Origin of the sequence: Pseudoxanthomonas sacheonensis, assembly GCF_031455975.1 — a bacterium.
GTDB classification, from domain to species: Bacteria; Pseudomonadota; Gammaproteobacteria; order Xanthomonadales; family Xanthomonadaceae; genus Pseudoxanthomonas_A; species Pseudoxanthomonas_A sacheonensis_A.
This window is the reverse complement of record NZ_JAVDTT010000004.1, coordinates 47779-65749: the sequence shown is the minus strand read 5'-3', so window position 1 is coordinate 65749 and position 17971 is coordinate 47779. Positions and strand designations below refer to the sequence as shown.

The following is a 17971-nucleotide window of genomic DNA, read 5'->3' as shown; positions in this document are numbered from 1 at the left end:
GCAATCGCGCATTCATTCACCCAACCATTTCCAACAGGACAATCCAATGCGCATTCCCGCTCGTTTCGCTCCGATCCTCTTCGGCGCTCTTCTCTCGGCCGCCATGGTCGCCATCGTCTCCGCCTTCGTTCTGGCGACTACCCAGGGGCGACGACCTGGCCCGTGGCCTTTGTCGCAGTGACCCTCCTTGCGCCTCGGGTACGCCGACTGGTTGTCCGTCTGACCGGTTAACCTAGGTTCTTATCGTCTTCCGATCGCGCATTCAGGTCATCGAATCTACGTCCGTCAGGGCTTGCCTGCGCTAGTCGGTGCTGTTGGAAAAGTGCTCTTGGGGGCTTGTACTCCGGTGGTCCGAGTACCACTCTCCCCCGCTCCTTCCAGTCGCGCGCGCACTTCAGGTCGTGGAGCATTTCTATCCAAGCATGGAACGCGATGCGTATCGGGTTGTAGGTGCGTAATGGCTTGGTCAGGCCGTAGCGCGGAGGTTCTTCCTCCCGTTGGCGGCGGAAAGTACCGAACAACCGATCGAACACGATCAGCGCGCCGCCGTAGTTGCAATCGATATACGCCGGATTGCTGGCGTGGTGCACGCGATGGTGCGCCGGGGTGTTGAACACGAACTCGATGGGGCGCGGCAGCTTGCCGATGAGTTCGGTATGCAGCCAGAACTGGTAGAGCAGGTTCACCGCCAGCGCGCCGATCACGTACGGCACCGGAAAGCCCATCCACACCAGCGGCCCGAAGAAGATCGCCGCACCGATCAGCTTGCCGGTCCAGCCCAGGCGGTAGGCGGCCGAGAAGTTGTACTGATTGGAGGAGTGATGCACCGAATGGTTGAGCCAGAACCAGCGCACGCGATGGTCGGCGCGATGCATCCAGTAATAGCAGAACTCCTGCCCGACGAAGAGCAGCACCCAATGCCACCACTGGTCCATGGCGATCGTGGCGATACGGAAGTTCCAGATGCCATAAAGAACTACCCCCACCACTCCGCCCTGGATCAGCAGGTTGAATACGCCACGTCCCAACACGTCGCCCAGCGAGGCCCAGAAGCCCTTCCAGTCGTAGTCGTGGCCGCGGCGCATCAACACCCAGCCTTCGATCGCCGCGACCAGCACCAGAGACAGCGCCGGCAGCAGCAACCATTGGCGGTTGAACTCCATCGCCATGACTCAGCGGCTGCGGCTGGCGAACTTCGACGCCATTGCCCTGAATTCCTCGGGGGACAATCTGCCGTCACGGTTGGAATCCAGCTTGTCGAAGTTCTTCGCCACGCGTGGAAGTTTGGCTTCGGCTTCTGTCTTGTCGATGAAGCCGTCCTTGTTGGCATCGGCGCCCTGCAGGCGTTCGAGCGCGGCCTGCTTCTGTTCGTCGGAAATGGATTGCTGCGCGCAGGCGATGCCGGAAAACAGGATCAATGCAGCGGCGGCGGTCTTCGATAGGCGAGGAATGTTCATGGCTTTACTCGATGTTGGAGAAAAAAGCGTTGCGAAGCCGTACGAGGGGGGAACACGGAATTGGCTTCGCAACGCCAAGGGGAAGGAGCGATCAAGCAAGCGGATCAGTCCCCGCGGCAGGGAATGACTTCTCCGGCCGCATTGGTGCAGGTGCCGGTATGGGTGACGTTGCCGTCGGAGACCGTGGTAGAGCCGTCGTAGCTGTTGCCGTTCTGGCCCGTCGCGGTGGTCGAGCGGCCGCCGACGACATTGCCGTTGGCGTCCCGGGTCACACCGCCGGAGGTGGAAGCGCTGCCGCCGTTCGGCCCGGTGGCCGAGGCGCTGCCCTGGCGGCCGGCGCTGCCGTCGGCATTGCGGTAGAAGCCGCCCTGGCGGCTGGCCGAGCCGCCGTTGACGCCATCGACCGTGCCGCCGCTGGAACCGGAGGCGTTGCCCTGACCGTCGGCCTGCCACTGGCGGCCGCGCGCGTAGCTGCCATTGGCGCCGCTGCCACTGGCGTTGACCGCAGCGCTACGCACGCCGTCGACGTTGCCGGCGGTACGGCTGCGGGTGCGCTCACGCGCTTCGACGTCTACCGCAATGGTGGCGAAGGCGCCGGACAAGGTCAGCGCGGCCAACAGCAAGGGGAGTTTCGGGATGCTCATGGGGTGTCTCCTGTGGGTAGCGCGACACGGGATGCATCGCGGTGGGGACACAGTAGGGCGGCGCGGCGCGGCAGGTGTTTCGTCATTGCGAGCGGATGTTTCGGATAAGCCATCCGGAAATATCTGCTTACAAATCGCGCCTGCAGGCGTTTGCCGGTCAGGGCCGGCACCGGCGATAGTGTCGGCATGGATGAAACCACTGCTCGCCTGCTCTTGGTCGACGACGATGTGCGCCTGCGCGAGCTGCTGGTGCGTTATCTGGAAACTCAGGGGTTCGCCGTCAAGGGCGTGGGCGATGCGGTGCAGATGCGACAGGCGCTGGATCGCGGCCACTACGACCTGATCGTGCTGGACCTGATGCTGCCAGGAGAAAACGGGCTGGATATCTGCAGACGCCTGCGCGGTCAGGGCGACACGACGCCCATCGTCATGCTCACCGCCAAGGGCGACGAGATCGACCGCATCGTCGGCCTGGAGATAGGTGCTGACGACTATCTGCCCAAGCCGGTCAATCCGCGCGAACTGCTGGCGCGCATCCGCTCGGTACTACGGCGCGTTCAACCGGCCGTGGGTGCGCCGCATGCGGAAGGGGGAGAGATCGCATTCGGTCCTTTCAAGCTCGATCTGGGAAGGCGCGAGCTCACCCGCGAGGGCGCCGCGTTGAAACTCACCTCCGGCGAGTTCGCGGTGCTATCGGTGCTGTTGCGGCATCCACGCCAGCCGCTCAGCCGCGATCGTCTGATGAGCCTGGCGCGCGGTCGCGAACATGACGCCTTCGAACGCAGCATCGATGTATCCATCGCGCGCCTGCGCAAACTGCTGGAAGAAGATCCACATTCCCCGCGCCTGCTGCAGACGGTGTGGGGCGTGGGATACGTGTACGTGCCGCCTGGAGAATCCGCATGAAGTGGCGACTGCTGCCGAGCAGCGTATTCGGGCAGCTGGCGCTGGTCATCGCGCTGGTGTTGTTGGGGTCTGGCTTGCTGGCCTTGCTGCTGGGTCGCGAACTGGCCATGCGGCCGGCCAGCGAACAATTGCTGCAGGCGATGGATGGTTTCGCCAGTGTGGTAGAGGAACTCGATCAGTCCGAAGGCAGCACGAAAGTCGTGCAACAGCTTCGTGCAGCAGGGCTGGAAGTACGGCAGACGCCACCGCCAGAGCGACGGCCGCGGATCGCGCCATTTCTGCGCGAGCTGCGCGAGCGTTCCGTCACCCAACTCGGTCCCGGCCGCGAAATCCGCCTGGGACGCCAGCAGGGACGCAACGTGTTCTGGCTGAAGCTGGCCACCCGCGAACCGATCTGGGTGTCGTTCGCGCTGGAGCGACGCGGCCAAGGCGTACGCCGCTTCTCGTTGCTGATGTTGGCCGGTTGCGTGCTGCTGGTGTGGCTGGCCGCCGCCTACTTCGCGCGGCGGCTGGTACTGCCGTTGCGCCGTCTGGCGCAAGCGGCGCCCGGGATAGTGCGTGGCGATCCGCCGCAAGGCCTGGACTCCGGTCCTCGCGAAGTGGTGGAACTGGCGCAGGCGCTCACGCGTTCCAGCAACGACGTACGCACCGCCGCCGAAGAACGCGCGTTCATGCTCGCCGGCATCTCGCACGACCTGCGCACGCCGCTGACGCGCGTGCAGTTCGCGTTGGAGCTGCTGCCGCAAACCGATCCGGACCTGCGCGCCGGCATCGATCGCGACATCGGCGAAATAGACGCCATCCTCACCCAGTTCATCGCCTATGCGCGCGATGGTCGCGACGAGCCCAGCGAAGCGCTGGACCTGACGGAGATCTGCCGCAATGCATTGGCCGCCGCCGATCCGGGCTGGCGGGTATCCCTGCCCGATTCCGCACTGATGCACGGCAAGCCGATGGCCTTGCTGCGCGCCGTGGAGAACCTGCTGGTCAACGCGCAGCGGCATGGCGCGTTTCCGTTCGCGCTGAAGCTCGAGCGCCAGGGCGACGCGTGGGAGATCGAGGTGTCGGACCAGGGCCAAGGCCTTTCGGCGGAAGCCGTCGAGCGGGTGCGCCAGCCCTTCGTGCATGCAGGCGAGACTGGAGGCAGCGGGCTTGGGCTGGCCATCGTCGAACGTGTCGCGCATCAGCATCGCGGCGAGTTGCGGCTGATCGCCAATGCGCCGCAGGGACTGCGCGCAATGCTGGTATTGCGTGGCGCGTGAGCGCAGAACTTTTTTGATCGAACAGGTAAGGAATCGCTATGAATGGGAAGATCCATGGCACGCTGCTTTGTCTATGCCTGCTACTGGCGGCGGTGCGCTTCGACGCGAAAGCGTCACCCGCGCCGGACCGGCTCGAACGCCTGGCGCAACTGCGTGAAGCCAGCAAGCGCGAACGCGCGGTCGCGCTTCCCGCCGGTGCCAAGGCCGTGCGCAATGTCGCCTACGGTACCGATCCGGCGCAGCGCTTCGATGTCTACCTGCCCAAGGGCGTCCAGCGCGCGCCGGTGTTCTTCTTCGTCCATGGTGGCGGCTGGGCCAACGGCGACAAGACCAATCCAGGCATCGAGAACAAGATCGACTTCTGGCTGGCGAACGGTTACGCGGTGATCTCCGCCAACTACCGCATGCTGCCCAAGGCGGCGCCGCAGCAACAAGCTCGTGACGTGGCGCAGGCGGTGGCCGCGGCGCAGCACGGCGCGGGCGAATGGAACCTGGACCCCAAGCGTTTCGTATTGGTCGGCCACTCGGCAGGCGCGCATCTGGTCGCGCTGCTCGGCGCCGATCCGAAGAGGCTTGCCGATGCCGGCGCGCGACGTCCGCTCGGCGTGATTTCGCTGGACAGCGGCGCGTTGGATGTGCCGGCGCTGATGGGCATGCCGCGCTTGCCGAAGCTGTACCGCGACGCCTTCGGCGACGACAAGAACTACTGGGTCGCCACTTCGCCGCAGCACCAATTGGACCGCGCCGCGTTGCCGATGTTGATTGTCTGTTCCAGCGAGCGCCGGTTTCCGGCATCGCCCTGCGAAGAAGGCCGAAAACTGGCGCAAAAAGCCGCACAACTTGGCGTGCGCATGGAAGTACTGCCTGAGCCAATGTCGCATGCGGAGATCAACCGCGAGCTAGGCGTGCCGTCGGCATATACCGAGGCGGTGGCCGGATTTATCCGCTCGCTGGTTCAGTAAAACTCTTGGGGGGTGCAACCCCGACGTCCATCTCAGACGAGCAATCCGTCCAGCGGTTTCACGTCCCGGCTATCAGGGAACACGCGTGTGTCCAGAACAGACTCGGACAACTGTAGCTGCTTCGCCAGTACGCCCTTGAACAGCGCACGAAGATCGGTGGTGGCACGCAGATCGCGGCCCTCGTTGAGATCACGCGCATTCAGTCCGGGCCAGTCGCCGGCGATACGGCCGCCACGAACGCCTCCGCCGAGCAGAAACGCCACGCCGCCGGTGCCATGATCGGTACCGCCGGTGCCATTGACCGCAGCGGTGCGGCCGAATTCGGTCACCACCAGCACCGTGGTGCGCTCCCATCGCGCCGCCATCCCGTCGCGATAGGCGCGCAACGCATTGTCCAGCTCGCTCAGCTTGCGTGCCAGCACGCCGGCCTGATTGCCGTGCGTGTCCCAGCCGGAGTCTTCGACAAAACCGATCCGCGGCCCCTCCGCTTTGCTCATGAAACGCGCCGCGGCCGCCATGGTCTGCGGCAACTGCACGCCCGCACGCTTGCCTCCTTTACCTTGCATGGCCATCTCGCCCGCAGCTTCGGTCTCGATGGCGCGCGAAAACGCTTCCGCCAGAACTGGATCGGCGGCATAAAGCGGCTGCAAACTCTGCAGCAGGATCGGATTCACTTCCTGCGGCAGCGGCGGCGACCAGGTGGTGGCTTCGCCCTCTCCGCGCAGGATCAACGGCATCACCGTGGCGATCGCCAGACCGTCCGAGCCCGGCAACGCCGCCACGCAGCGGTTGAGCCAACCGGTACTTCCGCCCGGTTTGGCGGTGCCGTTCTCAAGGCAGTCCTGCGCCTCGAAATGCGAACGCTGCCGATAGGGCGGCGCCACCGCCAGCACCGGCAGCAGCTGCTTGTCGGCGTAGAGCTGGTGCATGAACTTAAGCGATGGATGCAGCGCGAAGCTGCCGTCGAGCTTGAGCGGATCGTCGGGCGCCAGCGCGCCCCGCAGACGGACGTAGGCCGGATCGGCGACCGGCGGCAGCGCATGCAGGCCATCCAGACCGCCGCGCAGCAGTACCACCAGCATGCGCGTATCGCTGCCGGAAGCGAGCGCGTTCGTGCCCGGCCAGAGCGTCAGCAACGAACTGGCCCCAAGCGCGGCGACGAACTGGCGTCGGGTCATGCTCATGTCAGGTTCTCCACTGGAAGGCGGGGCTGGCGAACAGCAGGGCCACGCCGTCGCGCGCCGATTCGGCGCGTCTGAGTGCGGTAACTGTTTCGGTATCGAGCGCGTCGCCGAACGCATCGCTCGCCAGGCGCAAGGGATCCAGCCGTTGCTCCGGTACGCGTTGCGCCAAGGCCTGTGCTGCCTGCACGCGCTTCCACAGCGCGTCCGGCCCGGTCCAATCGGCGGCGGTATCGGCGAAACCAGCGGGCGAGCGAGGGGTAAACGGCGGTTGCCCGAGTTGGCGCAGCAAAGCCACTACGGCGTCGGGTCTGACACCGGCGTCGATTCCGCTTCCGCGCATCGCCGACACCAGGAAATCGTCGGGCGTCTTGAACTTGCGCGCGTCAACGCCCCAGGCGAGATCGCTTTCGATCAGAACGCGATACACCTTACTCAAGTCGCCGCCGCTGCTGAGATAAGCCGCCGTCATGCGTTCGACCAGGACCGGCGGCGGAACGTCGGCGACAAAATGCCGCGCCAGTTTCAACGACAAATGCTTCGCCGTGGCCGGACGCCGCGCCAGATCGGCAAGAATGGCGCGGCCTTGTTCGATACCGCCTTCTGCATAGCGTGTGCCCAGCACGGTGCGCGGTCCCGGTTCGTGCGCGGTGGCCCGGAAAACGAAGGCGGAGTCTACGGTCTGGCCGGCGCTGAAATCGCGCGCCAGCGGCGTGCCCCAACCGGTGATGGCGCGCGCGAGTTCGGTGACGTCTGTTTGCGTGTAGCCGCCGTCCACGCCAAGCGTGTGCAGTTCCAGGATCTCGCGCGCCAGGTTCTCGTTGAGGCCGAGCTTGCGCTTGGGCGCGCCCTCGCCTTGCCGCTTGCGTCGCCGTCGCTCGCCGCGTGCGGCGAACATCGAGCCTTCTCCCACCGATTGCGCATTGTCGAGATAGCGCAACATGCCGGGGTGCGTTTCCGCGGCCAGCAGCAGGTCTTCGAAGCGTCCGAAGATGTGGGGTCTGATCGCCTCGCGTTCCATCGGCGCGGCATACAGCGAGGCTTGGCGCTTGTCGGCGGAGATTGCGAAATGGTTGGACCAGAAATGGACCAGGCGTTCGTTGAAGCCGGCGTCGGTGGTCGTGGCCACGCGATAACGCGCGCCTATCTCGGCCAGCAGGTCCTGGCCGAAACTTTTGCGGAAGCTCGTCTTGAATTTGTCGACGGCATCCTGCCCTCCCTCTGCCATCGCCATCCCATCGACGGCCAATTTTTCCTGTGGCTCCTTCGTCCGCCGCGACCGACGCTCCATCAGGCGTTCCCGGTTGTAGGCGATCTCGCGCTGCAAGTAGTCAAGACTCGAGGGCAGCCCCCTCATTGCCGAAGGCAGCGATCCGCGTGCTTCCAACTGTTCCAGCAGCCACGCACGCGGATTGCGAACGCTTTCAATTTCGCCGGGTTTGGCTCCCAACCCGAATCTGTTGAGAACGGAAGCGGTCCGTGGGGGAGGCATGCAGTGCTCCGAAATATCGGCTCATCTGCTTAACGCTCCGGAACTAGAACGGTTGACACGGGTCGGCTGTAGGCGAGGCCCAGTGGGGCGTTCGGCACGCAAACATCAGCGCTCGTCCGGCTCCGACGTCAGCGTTACAAGCACGACATCGTTGCTGCGCATCGGAACTTCTAACGTGTGCTCTCCAGCAGGTCCGACCTTGATCCTGCGATCGGTCTCCGGAAAGTCGCGCGTCAGGTCGCGCAACTTGCCGAGCTGACTGGCGCTCAAGGAAGCGGGCGCCCCCATCTCGATATAGGCCGAGTACGCGTCGTTGGCACGAAACCCGGTGCGCTTGACCTGAAGCCGGTACGTGCCCTCGGTGAGGTGTTTGAAGGTCAGCCGCGCCGCGGATACCGGCGAAGCGGGAACGAGCTTGGTGTAGAACGGGCGATTGCTGACGTTCTGCTGAGGCTGTTCCCAACTCCAGAGCAATGCCGAAGCGTTGGAACCCTCCGTCGCCAGCAGCGACTCAGCATCGGAGGATGGAATCTCCTTGCCGCGCAGCGCGTGCAGATATTTGTAAGCGAAGAACGCCGGCTTGCGGATGCCTTCGCGATTGAGCAGCCCAAAGCCGCCGTGAAACGGAGTGGGCGGCGGACCCGGCTCCTCGAACAGATCGGTGTAAGCCCAGTAGCTCATGCCCTGCACCAGCCCCTGCGTCGCCTTGAGCTTGCTGAGGATGTACGGCGCGCTGATATACGAGTCGTGCACGGCGTCGCGCGGCGTGTAGCTCGTGCTCCACTCCGTGAAGTAAAGCGGCAGCGACGGGAACGGCGATGCGCTGATCTGTTCCCTGACCCTGCGCACGTCGCCGGTGATGGCGTCCTGAGAAGGAGAAAGCTTGGTGTCTGCCTCGCCTTTCTCGTCCAGGAAACCACCGTCGACGCCATAAGCGTGGGTAGTCACGAAATCCACCGGCACGCCGTTCTTATGCGCATGCTCGAGAAATTCCGGGACCCATGCAGCGCCCGCGGTCGATGGGCCGCCGACCTGCAGCGTGGAATCGATCGCCTTGATTGCTCTGGCGGTGACGTCGTAGAGCTGGAAGTAAGCCTGTTGGTCGGCCCGCTCCCAGAATCCGTCGAGATTCGGCTCGTTCCAGACCTCGAAGTACCAGTGCCGCACCTCCGCCACTCCGTAGCGATCGCGTAGGTGGCGAACGAACGCATCGACGAGATCGCGCCACGGCTCCAGCTTCGGATGGGACGTATTGCCTTTCCAGTAGAAGATGGTCTGCTTGGACGTGGCCATCGCGCTGGGTGTGAATCCGAGCTCGATGAACGGCCTGATCCCTTTCGACAGCAGGTCGTCGTAGAGTTGATCGATCTTGGTCCAGTCGTACACGGTACGACCGTCGACGACCCGGACGGTGCCCAGCACATCGTGGAAGATGTCGTGGAATCGAATGTAGCGGAAGCCCAGCTCATCGACGGCGACCTTCAACTGGGCTTGGCTGTCGGAGCGTATCAACGTGCCCGGAAAATCCGAGCCGATAGACAGGTCGAAGAGCCGGTCCAGCGGCCGTTCGGCTCGCGCGAGGTCGATCGTGATCTCGCGTGGGGGAGCCTCGGCGGCGCTGACCGCACCGGGCGCGACGCTGACAGCAGCCGCTGCCCAGGCCATCAGCGGCAAGCTGACGCGCCGTAGATTCAACAAGAATGCAAACATCTCACTTCTCCAGTAAGTCCACGCCAAACGATTCAAGACGAAGCTCGCCTGTCCAGCGCTTGCCGGAAAGTACACCGGTCATCGTACCGTCGATCGCGATGCCCTTTGGTTCTCCGGTAGCGTTGACATAGAGCACCCTGCCTTCGACCAAGCGCGCGGAGACACCGTCCGGAGTCTTCGGCCCTGGCTCTATTCCCAGACTTGCGTAAAGCTGCCGGTATAGCGGCCCCATGATCTGCGGCTGCGCCGGCGTACCGACATAGATCGCACGCCCCTTGCCGAATTTGTTCAACGTGATCGACGGCGTCTTGCCTTCGACATTGGTGAAGCGCGCCAGCACCTCGGCAGTAGAGGGCTCCAGCACCTCGTAGTAACCGATATCGCCCTTGATCTCCTTGCCACCGATCTTGGTCATCACCTCGCCGGTGTTGTAGAACTCGTTGGTACGCAGGCCGAAGACGTCGGTCAGCCGCCCCGGCAGCGAGGTGTCGAACCACTGGTTGTGCTCATTAACCTTGGCCGAATACGCGGTCATGATGACGGTACCGCCTTCAGCGACGAATCTGCGCAGGTTGTCGGCCGCCGCCTTGTCCAGCAGGTACAGGCCCGGCACGATGACCAGCGAGTATCGGCTGAGGTCCTCGTGGCCGATGTTGATGACGGCGATGTCGATGTTGTCCTTGAACAGCGGCTCGTAGGCGTTGTGCGCCTGCTTCAGGTACGGGGTATTGATGTATTGCTTGACCGTGTTCGACGGCCCCTTCGGTTCGGAGGCGATGACGTTGTCGAACGCATAGGCGATCGCCACTTTCGGTTGGCCCATCCGCGGAAAACCCAGTTTCTCCAGCTTGGAGAAATCCTGGGCGATGGTGGCGAATTCATCGAGCTTCCAAGACGGCCGGTCGTCATGATCGATCAAACCGAACAGCGCCTGCTCCTCACCGCCGTGGTGGCTATGGTAAGTCCACGCCAATGCCGCCTGCGCGCCGATCAGCAATCCGAAGTGCGCCCACATGCGCGCGCGGCCCTTGGTGCCGTAATAACCGCCGCCGCCCGCGGTGAATTCGTTGAACCAAATCGGCGTCGACAGGCCGCCTTTCATCATCGTCGCCTCGAAAGCAGCGCCAAGCGGCTCGCCGGGATAGAAGCCCATCGCGCCGTAGCTCACGTAGTCGCGGTAAGTGGACAGATAGTCGAAGCCCTTGCGCCCGGCGCTATCCCAGAGGTTGGAGATGGCCGGCTTGTCGGGTGCATTTCTCCTGCGGATCGCTTCCAACTCCCTGAGCGTTCCGATGGTCACGTCGGACCAGTAGCGCCGCAGATCGAGCTGGCGCTCGAAGGGTCCGGGACCGTCCGCGTACGGCAGCCGGACCTCGTCCCAGGTGTTGAGGTGGCGCGACCAGCGCTGCGTGGCCCAGGCCTTATTCAGGGTCTCGATGCTGCCGTACTTTTTCTTCAGCCAGCCGATGAAGCGCAGACGGTCCGCTTCGGAGTACGAGATAAAGCCGTTGCCGATCTCATTGTTGTAGCCTATCGCGAACAGCGCCGGATGCTTGGCGTAGCGCTTGGTCAGCATGTCGGCCATGCGCGCAAGCAGGCGTTTGTAGTCGGGGTCGCTGATGTCGTCCATGTAGCGCTCGGCAGGGTCGAGCTGCACGCCATTCTGGGTGACGATATCGACGCCTGGATACTTGTGGTGCAGCCAAATCGGTGCTGGCTGGCCTGGGATGTCGAGGATGACCTTGAGGCCGGCGGCATGCATCTCGTCCATCATCCAGTCGAAGGTCTTGAAGTCGAACTTGCCCTCGGCGGGCTCGAAGTGGTCCCAGGACAGGTCGCCCACGCGCACGACCTTAAACCCGGCCTGCTTCATCCGCGCGATGTCGCGCTCGATCTGCTCGTTACTGCGATCCACCGACTGGTAGTTGGTGCCGACGAAGAGTTGGCCGGCGCCCGGCCAGTCGCTGCGGCCTTCTGCGCTCTGCGCCCGCGCCAGGCCGTGACACAAGAAGCTTCCGGCGACGACGCATGCGACGGCCAGTTTTGCGAGTTTCGATCTCATTCGCTCATGCCTATGCGGTTGGTTCGTTCGATCATCACCCGCATGATGCGTGCGCTCGTGGTCATGGCAGCGGTCTTCAAGCAAGTCCGGCGCCGCTTATCTTCAGCGCAACCGCGATCGCGCCGGCCAGCCCCTCCGGCAAACGCACCTCCAGACCTTTGCGACTGCGCGTGAACGGCAGACTATCGGTGGCGCCCAACGCCTCGACGCGTTCGATCGTCCCCGGCGCCAGCGCCGAGTCCTCCGCGAGCGCGGCGATGCGCAGCACGCCGCTGGTGGGCCAGCCGAGCGCGATGACGTACAGCGCACCCTGCTTGCTAGTGAAGCGGATGTCCTCGGCAGTGAAAGGCTGCGACGCGTGCTCGCTGAACATGCCGCCCGCCACGCGCGTCGGCCCTTCGCCGAAGGTGCGCCAAGGCCGCGTACCGTGGATCGCTTCGCTGTTGCGCCCCATCCAGGTAGCGATCTCACCGAGAATCTTGCGCTCGTCCGCGTCGATCGTGCCATCGCCGCGCACCGGTACGGACAGCAGCAGGTTGCCGTTCTTGGAAACGATGTCGCACAGGCGATGGATCACCATCGTCGCCGACTTGTACTGATGGTTGTCGAAGATCGAACGGTCGTAGTGCCAATCGCCCAGGCAGGTGTCGGTCTGCCAGGGCAGTGGCTCTATGCCTTCGCGGAAGCCCCGCTCCACATCCTCCACCAGGCCGGCGCGCCGTTCGGCCGGCAGCACCTTGGCGTTGATCACGGCCTCCAGCTTGCCGCCATGCCAGGCCATGCTGGCATTGTAGTAGTGGGCGGCAATGTCCAGCCCGGCCTGGCCCAGCGGCAGGCCGGAGTTGTCGAAATAGACCAGGTCCGGCCGGTAGCTGTCGATCAGGTCGCGGCAGCGCAGGAACCATTGACGCGCGAACGCGGGGTTCTGCGGTGGCGCTTTCTCGTCCCAGACACGGTCGTTCTGCTCGTGCCATTCGTTGGCTGTGCGGATGGTGGTGATGCCGTCGGGTATCACGATGTTGCGGCCGGTGTAGAGCGCCTGCGGGTCCATCCCCTGCCACCAAGTGCCACGGCCATCGGCTTTCGTCAGCCGGTATGCATCGTAGCGCTGGCCGGCCAGAGGCCCTTCCGGGTCGTAACCATATGCTGTCTGAAACCAGTGCCACGCGTGTGCCGAGTGGTTGCTCACGCCGAAGCGCAAACCGCGCGCACGCGCGAGGTTTGCCCAAGTGCCGACGATGTCGCGCTTAGGTCCCACGCGGACAGTATTCCAAGCGTGGTGTTTGGAGTCGTAGCAGTCCTGGTTGTCGTGATGATTGGCCAGTGCGACGAAGTAGCGCGCGCCGGCGCTCACGTACAGATCCATCAATGCCTCGGGGTCCCAGTTTTCCGCCTTCCAGCGGTTCTGGATTTCCATGAAGCCGACTTTGGTGGGATGGCCGTAAGTCCGCACATGATGGTCGTAGTGGCGGTGGCCCTGGAGGTACATGTGGCGGGCATACCAATCCCCCGCTTCGGGTACGCACTGCGCACTCCAGTGCGCCCAGATGCCGAACTTGGCGTCGCGGAACCAATCCGGTACCCGATAGTTGTCGACCAGCGATGACCATGACGGCGTGAACGCCGTGGACGCGGCACGCGCGTGCGGCAGGCTCAGCGCGCCGGCCGCAGCCCAAGCCGAGGTTTGGAGGAACGAGCGCCTTGTCCAGCCTGCACTCCGGGATCCGTTGTCGTCTTGCATGAACGTTTCTCTTCCAAGTATTGCCGCTGGGCGATCTCGGCCTGCCTAGCCGACAGAAATCTACGGTGCAGGCACCTCAACCACGACGATCGATTTCGGCGGCAGCTCCAGCGCAAGTCCCGACGCGCCGGCTTGCGCGGTATACGTTGCTGGCACGAGCTCGCGCGGCTGCTCGAAGGTGTTGTGCGCGTCCATCGCGGCAGCGGTCAGGATCTGCCCTTGCACCGGCTTGCCAGTCTTCAGATTCGTGGTCACGCGCGCCGGCCTCGCCGGATCGAGATTGACCAGTGCCAGGTGGACCGTGCCGTCGGCGGCGCGCGCCGCCGTGATATCCACCGCCGGAAGTTCGACATCGCCCTGCCGCCACTTCGGCGTCTGGATCGCAGTCTTCAGCGGTGTCGCGCCCATGAACGGCTGATACAGATCGAACACGTGGTAAGTCGGCGTCAGCAGCATCCGTGAGCCGTCGGTCAGCACCATCGCCTGCAGCACGTTCACCATTTGCGCGATGCTGGTCATCTTCACGCGGTCGGTGTGGCGGTGGAACGCATTGAACGACAATGCGGCCAGCAACGCGTCGCGCAAGGTGTTCTGCTGATACAGAAAGCCGGGGTTGGTGCCGGGCTCCGGGTCGTGCCAGGCGCCCCACTCGTCGACGTAAAGCGCGATGCGCTTGTCGGGATCGTGCTTGTCCATGATGGCCGAGATGGCTTTGATGCGCTGCTCGATGCTCATCGCGGCATCGAGCGTCTTGGCCCAGCGCTCCGCGTCGAAGCCAGTGGCCTGACCCTTGCTCTCCCAACCGCCGGGGATGGTGTACTGGTGCAGCGTCAGCGCGTCCATGTGCTTGCGCGAACGCTCCATCAGAATCTCGATCAGGTGGTCGTTTTGCGTACCGTCGCCGGAGGCCACGCGCAGCACCGACCCCGACAGGAAAGTGGCGTACTGGTTGTGCAGGTCGGCCTGGTACTCCGGCCGCATGTTGCCGCCGCAGCCCCACATTTCATTGCCCAGGCCGAAGTACTTCACCTTCCAAGGCTTGTCCCGACCGTTGCGCCTGCGCTCGTCGGTGAGCGTCGATTTGCCTTCGGCCGTCATGTACTCCAGCCACTGGCTCATATCGCGCGGCGTCATCGACCCCATGTTGCCGGAGACGAATACGTCGCTTCCAAGCTGTTCCACCAAGTCCATGAACTCGTGCGTGCCGACGCGGTTGTTCTCAGATACGCCGCCCCACCATCGGTTCAACCGCACCGGGCGCTGGTCCGGATCGCCGATGCCGTCGCGCCAGTAGTAGTCATCGGCGAAGCAGCCGCCGGGCCAGCGCACCACCGGCACCTTGATATGGCGCAGCGCCCCGACCACATCGTTGCGCCAGCCGCGCGTGTTGGGGATGTCGGAATCCGGGCCGACCCACAGGCCTCCATAGATGCCGGCGCCCAGATGCTCGGCGAACTGGCCGTACACCGCCGGCTCAATCCGCGGCCCGGCGGCCTCAGCGGTAACCGTCAGGCGAACGTCGACAGGCTGCTGGGCGTAGGCATTGGCAGCCATCGCGGCGGCGCACAACATCAGGCTCATCTTGCGCAGGCCGCGCATGGTCCAGGTCATCACGTGTCTGCCCCTGTTTCGGTTGGAAGAATCGCAGCGCTTTCGGGTGCGATGCAAACGCATCAACACCGGTGTTTCTCACTGTTCCTGTTTGCTGCATTGACGATCAGCGCTACAGGCGACAAACGCCAGCACAAATCGTTTCGTTCTGGCAGCCATCAGCGAGCGGAGTTTTCGGGTGTATCGAATCGGCGGCGCGATCAGCCGCACTACCGACCACAAACCAATAGAAGCGGCGATGTTCACATGCCTGTGCGAAGCTTCGTCGAATCCCACTTGCACGACAAATGAAGTATTGAGCAGGTGCCATTCCGTAAACGAATAGATGCAGTGGACCGCAGATGCGCCTGCCTCGTGCGCCGCACGTTAGCGGCGAAGAAGCGAAGCGCCACGCGATGACTATGCTGTAGCGCAACATTCGAGGGAGGCGAGTTAAAACCCGCCCTATCTGAAATTTAATCTGCCTGGGGAGGTTCTTGACTCGCCTTACGCGCGTCGCGCGGTCTTCGCGGCGACAGAGCGCAAGCCTACAGGCAAGGCGGATTACAGCGAGCTGGCGACTTCGGCCATGCGTCTCATCTTTAAAGCACCTGTGTTTGTACGAATCAGCCGATTCGATGGTCGGGCAAACGGTGGGTCGGCTTCGATCCCCACAGTGCATAGAACAGCACGTAGAGCTCGCAGGCGGCCGTCAGCAGGAAGGAGGTCTGCAGTCCGAAGCGGTCGGCAAGCCAGCCCTGCACCACCACCAATGCGCCGCCTGCGATCGCCATGATCAGCAGACCCGATCCCTCCTCGGTTAGCGGGCCAAGACCGCGAATGCCTAGGGTGAAAATCGTGGGGAACATGATCGAGTGGAACAGCCCCACCGAGATCAGCGCCCACATCGCCAGGTGGCCGGTGGTCGATGCCGCGACCAACACCACGATGAAGGCGCCGACGCTGGCGATCGCCAGCGCGCGTTCGGGCGCGATGGCGCGCATCGCGAAGCTGCCGAAGAAGCGGCCGACCATCATGCCGCCCCACAGTAGGAACAGATAATGCGACGCTTGCTCGTGGGTCAGGTTGCCGATCCGCGGCTGGGAGACGAAGTTGATGAAGAGGTTGGAGACGCCGATTTCCGCGATCAGGTAGATGAAGATCGCCGGCACGCCCAGCACCAGGTTGCGATGTTTCCACAACGAATGATGCTTGCGTTCTTCCTTGGCCGCGCGTTGGGTCGCGGCGCCCATGGCGGGCAGCGGAAAGCGGGCAATGACGATGGCGAGCACCACCAGCGTGGCCGCGACGATCAGATAAGGCAGCTGCACCGACTGCGCGTCGGCCAGGCGCTGCGCGGGAGTGATCGCGGCCGCGCCGGCCGCAGCCGTGCCCGACGCCGAACGGCCCAGGATCAGGTAGCCGCCGAAAAGCGGAGCGAGCGTCGTGCCGAGCGAATTGAACGCCTGCACCAGGTTGAGCCGCGAGGAGGCGGTTTCCGGTTTGCCGACCACCGCGACATAAGGGTTAGCGGCCACCTGCAGCAGAGTGATGCCGCTGGCGATCACGAACAGCGCCGCCAGCGTCACCCCGTAGGAGGGAAGGCGCGCCGCCAGAATCATGCCCAGCGCGCCCAGCGCCATGATGCCCAGGCCGGCGACCAGCGACTTCTGATAGCCGATCCGTTCGATCAGTTTCGCCGAGGGCAAGGAGGCGACGAAATAGGCGATGAACCAGACCGATTCGATCAGGGTCGTCTGCGTGTAGCTGAGCTCGAACACGCTGCGCAGGTGGGGCAGCAACGTGTTGTTGATGACCGTGATGAAACCCCACATGAAGAACAGTGTGGCGAGCAGAGTGAGGGCCGGACCATAGCGCACGCCCTCCTGCGCTGGCGGTACGGCGGACGTTGCGGTCGTCGTTATGGGTGAGGCCACGTATCTGTCTCCTAGAGTCATGCCCTGCCATCGAAGGCCGAACGCAAGCGTGGGTCGCGCGACATTGGATCGCTGCGCTGGTGGCGGTGCGCCAACGATCCGCGCCGCATCAGCGGAAGATCCTCTGTGCGAAGTGGTAGAGATTGTTGGCCCAGCTGTCGCCGTCGTGACCGTGGTCGTCGACGTTCCAAACGTGCGGGACGCCGTGCCGCTTCAGATACGCATGCAGATCCTGGGAGACGTTGATCAATCCGTCGCGGTTGCCGCACGACAGGTATAGCAACGCGACTCGCTCGCGCACCGCTTCGGGATCGGGCAGCAATTCCGCGGGCGGCCGGGTGTTGGGCGCCGGCGAGAAGGCGCCGACCCAGCCGAACGCATCGGGATGGCTAAGGCCGAAGTTCAGCGCCTGTCCGCCGCCCATCGAGAGCCCGGCGATCGCCCGGTGTTCGCGGTCGGCGTAAGCCGAATACTTCGCTTCCACCGCAGGTATGAGGAAATCCAGCAAGTCGTGTTCGAACTTAGCGAACCCAGCCGCGTTCCCCGGAGTGAAGACACGCTCCTCCGGCGGACTGCGGTCGTCCGGCAGCGCGCGGCCGTTGGGCATGACGACGATCATCGGCACGGCCTTACCGTCGGCGATGAGGTTGTCCAGGATCGTATGGGCGCGCACATAGCCCCGCCATTCGTCCTGGTTGCCGCCGATGCCGTGCAGAAGGTAGAGCACCGGATACTTCCGGTCGGCCGAATAGCCCGCCGGCAGATAGATCTGCGCCCGCCGAAGCGTACCGGTGATGCCCGAATCGTAGGCCAACTCCACCACTTGCCCCTGCGCAACGCCGGCGTGCACGTCCCTGAAACCGGCCGGCGCATCGGCAAACGCACGCACGTCGTCCGGGCCGAGCACGATGGGCCGGGCGAAGTTGGCGCGCGCCCGTTCGGAAGTGACCTGCTCCTTGTCCTGGCCGAACGAAGCGCCGGCGATGGAGAGCAAGAAGACACAGGCCAAAGCGCCGATCAGCCTCAT

15 protein-coding genes are annotated in these 17971 nt (G+C 64.1%); 4 read left to right on the top strand and 11 right to left on the bottom strand.

The window, feature by feature from the left end; translation table 11 throughout:
- The first annotated feature begins 46 nt into the window (after positions 1 to 46).
- A complete protein-coding gene (locus J2W94_RS14845) occupies positions 47 to 181 on the top strand; it encodes a hypothetical protein (RefSeq protein ID WP_310095058.1) in 135 nt (44 codons plus the stop codon).
- Positions 182 to 227: 46 nt separating this feature from the next.
- Here the strand turns inward: J2W94_RS14845 and J2W94_RS14840 are convergent, their stop codons facing one another.
- From J2W94_RS14840 to J2W94_RS14830, 3 genes are all read right to left on the bottom strand, one after another.
- The gene (locus J2W94_RS14840; protein ID WP_310095055.1) at positions 228 to 1163 is read right to left on the bottom strand and encodes a sterol desaturase family protein; all 936 of its coding nucleotides are present in this window, start codon (positions 1161 to 1163) and stop codon (positions 228 to 230) included.
- A gap of 9 nt (positions 1164 to 1172) precedes the next feature.
- On the bottom strand, positions 1173 to 1457 hold the full coding sequence (locus J2W94_RS14835; RefSeq protein WP_310095052.1) for a hypothetical protein: 285 nt from the start codon (positions 1455 to 1457) through the stop codon (positions 1173 to 1175).
- A gap of 104 nt (positions 1458 to 1561) precedes the next feature.
- Entirely contained in the window at positions 1562 to 2101 is a 540-nt protein-coding gene (locus J2W94_RS14830; RefSeq protein ID WP_310095049.1) for a hypothetical protein, read from the bottom strand.
- Between the two features lie 186 nt (positions 2102 to 2287).
- On the opposite strand from J2W94_RS14830, the gene ompR reads away from it, so the two are divergent.
- From ompR to J2W94_RS14815, 3 genes are read left to right on the top strand one after another with little or no spacing between them, the layout of a single operon-like run.
- Positions 2288 to 3007, top strand: a complete 720-nt coding sequence (gene ompR, locus J2W94_RS14825; protein WP_310095046.1) for a two-component system response regulator OmpR — start codon at positions 2288 to 2290, stop codon at positions 3005 to 3007.
- Complete coding sequence (locus J2W94_RS14820; protein WP_310095043.1) at positions 3004 to 4269, top strand: ATP-binding protein; 1266 nt, start codon at positions 3004 to 3006, stop codon at positions 4267 to 4269. Before ompR ends, J2W94_RS14820 begins: the two co-directional genes overlap by 4 nt.
- A 38-nt stretch (positions 4270 to 4307) precedes the next feature.
- Entirely contained in the window at positions 4308 to 5231 is a 924-nt protein-coding gene (locus J2W94_RS14815) for an alpha/beta hydrolase (RefSeq protein WP_310095041.1), read from the top strand.
- Positions 5232 to 5263: 32 nt separating this feature from the next.
- Here J2W94_RS14815 and J2W94_RS14810 read toward each other — a convergent pair whose 3' ends face one another.
- From J2W94_RS14810 to J2W94_RS14775, 8 genes are all read right to left on the bottom strand, one after another.
- Positions 5264 to 6415: a DUF1501 domain-containing protein gene (locus J2W94_RS14810; protein ID WP_310095038.1), complete on the bottom strand. Its 1152-nt coding sequence runs from the start codon at positions 6413 to 6415 to the stop codon at positions 5264 to 5266.
- A 1-nt stretch (position 6416) separates the two neighbouring features.
- Complete coding sequence (locus J2W94_RS14805; protein WP_310095035.1) at positions 6417 to 7904, bottom strand: DUF1800 domain-containing protein; 1488 nt, start codon at positions 7902 to 7904, stop codon at positions 6417 to 6419.
- A 105-nt stretch (positions 7905 to 8009) separates the two neighbouring features.
- On the bottom strand, positions 8010 to 9614 hold the full coding sequence (locus J2W94_RS14800) for a GH39 family glycosyl hydrolase (protein WP_430540625.1): 1605 nt from the start codon (positions 9612 to 9614) through the stop codon (positions 8010 to 8012).
- A gap of 1 nt (position 9615) precedes the next feature.
- Complete coding sequence (locus J2W94_RS14795) at positions 9616 to 11676, bottom strand: beta-galactosidase (protein WP_310095032.1); 2061 nt, start codon at positions 11674 to 11676, stop codon at positions 9616 to 9618.
- Positions 11677 to 11752: 76 nt separating this feature from the next.
- On the bottom strand, positions 11753 to 13417 hold the full coding sequence (locus J2W94_RS14790; RefSeq protein ID WP_310095028.1) for an alpha-L-fucosidase: 1665 nt from the start codon (positions 13415 to 13417) through the stop codon (positions 11753 to 11755).
- 60 nt (positions 13418 to 13477) lie between these two features.
- Positions 13478 to 15028 carry an alpha-N-arabinofuranosidase gene (locus tag J2W94_RS14785; RefSeq protein WP_310095025.1) on the bottom strand — a complete coding sequence of 517 codons (1551 nt, stop codon included), beginning with the start codon at positions 15026 to 15028 and terminating at the stop codon, positions 13478 to 13480.
- Between the two features lie 605 nt (positions 15029 to 15633).
- Positions 15634 to 16944, bottom strand: coding sequence for a sugar MFS transporter (locus J2W94_RS14780; RefSeq protein ID WP_310095022.1), 1311 nt, complete (start codon positions 16942 to 16944; stop codon positions 15634 to 15636).
- A 109-nt stretch (positions 16945 to 17053) separates the two neighbouring features.
- Positions 17054 to 17971, bottom strand: a complete 918-nt coding sequence (locus tag J2W94_RS14775) for an alpha/beta hydrolase (protein ID WP_310095018.1) — start codon at positions 17969 to 17971, stop codon at positions 17054 to 17056.

Coding starts and splice junctions, on each gene's coding strand:
- J2W94_RS14815 (WP_310095041.1), top strand. CDS start 4,308: ATGAATGGGAAGATCCATGGCACGCTGCTTTGTCTATGCCTGCTACTG.
- J2W94_RS14790 (WP_310095028.1), bottom strand. CDS start 13,417: ATGCAAGACGACAACGGATCCCGGAGTGCAGGCTGGACAAGGCGCTCG.
- J2W94_RS14830 (WP_310095049.1), bottom strand. CDS start 2,101: ATGAGCATCCCGAAACTCCCCTTGCTGTTGGCCGCGCTGACCTTGTCC.
- J2W94_RS14835 (WP_310095052.1), bottom strand. CDS start 1,457: ATGAACATTCCTCGCCTATCGAAGACCGCCGCCGCTGCATTGATCCTG.
- J2W94_RS14810 (WP_310095038.1), bottom strand. CDS start 6,415: ATGAGCATGACCCGACGCCAGTTCGTCGCCGCGCTTGGGGCCAGTTCG.
- J2W94_RS14795 (WP_310095032.1), bottom strand. CDS start 11,676: ATGAGATCGAAACTCGCAAAACTGGCCGTCGCATGCGTCGTCGCCGGA.
- J2W94_RS14805 (WP_310095035.1), bottom strand. CDS start 7,904: ATGCCTCCCCCACGGACCGCTTCCGTTCTCAACAGATTCGGGTTGGGA.
- J2W94_RS14845 (WP_310095058.1), top strand. CDS start 47: ATGCGCATTCCCGCTCGTTTCGCTCCGATCCTCTTCGGCGCTCTTCTC.
- ompR (WP_310095046.1), top strand. CDS start 2,288: ATGGATGAAACCACTGCTCGCCTGCTCTTGGTCGACGACGATGTGCGC.
- J2W94_RS14820 (WP_310095043.1), top strand. CDS start 3,004: ATGAAGTGGCGACTGCTGCCGAGCAGCGTATTCGGGCAGCTGGCGCTG.
- J2W94_RS14785 (WP_310095025.1), bottom strand. CDS start 15,028: ATGACCTGGACCATGCGCGGCCTGCGCAAGATGAGCCTGATGTTGTGC.
- J2W94_RS14800 (WP_430540625.1), bottom strand. CDS start 9,614: ATGTTTGCATTCTTGTTGAATCTACGGCGCGTCAGCTTGCCGCTGATG.
- J2W94_RS14840 (WP_310095055.1), bottom strand. CDS start 1,163: ATGGAGTTCAACCGCCAATGGTTGCTGCTGCCGGCGCTGTCTCTGGTG.
- J2W94_RS14775 (WP_310095018.1), bottom strand. CDS start 17,971: ATGAGGCTGATCGGCGCTTTGGCCTGTGTCTTCTTGCTCTCCATCGCC.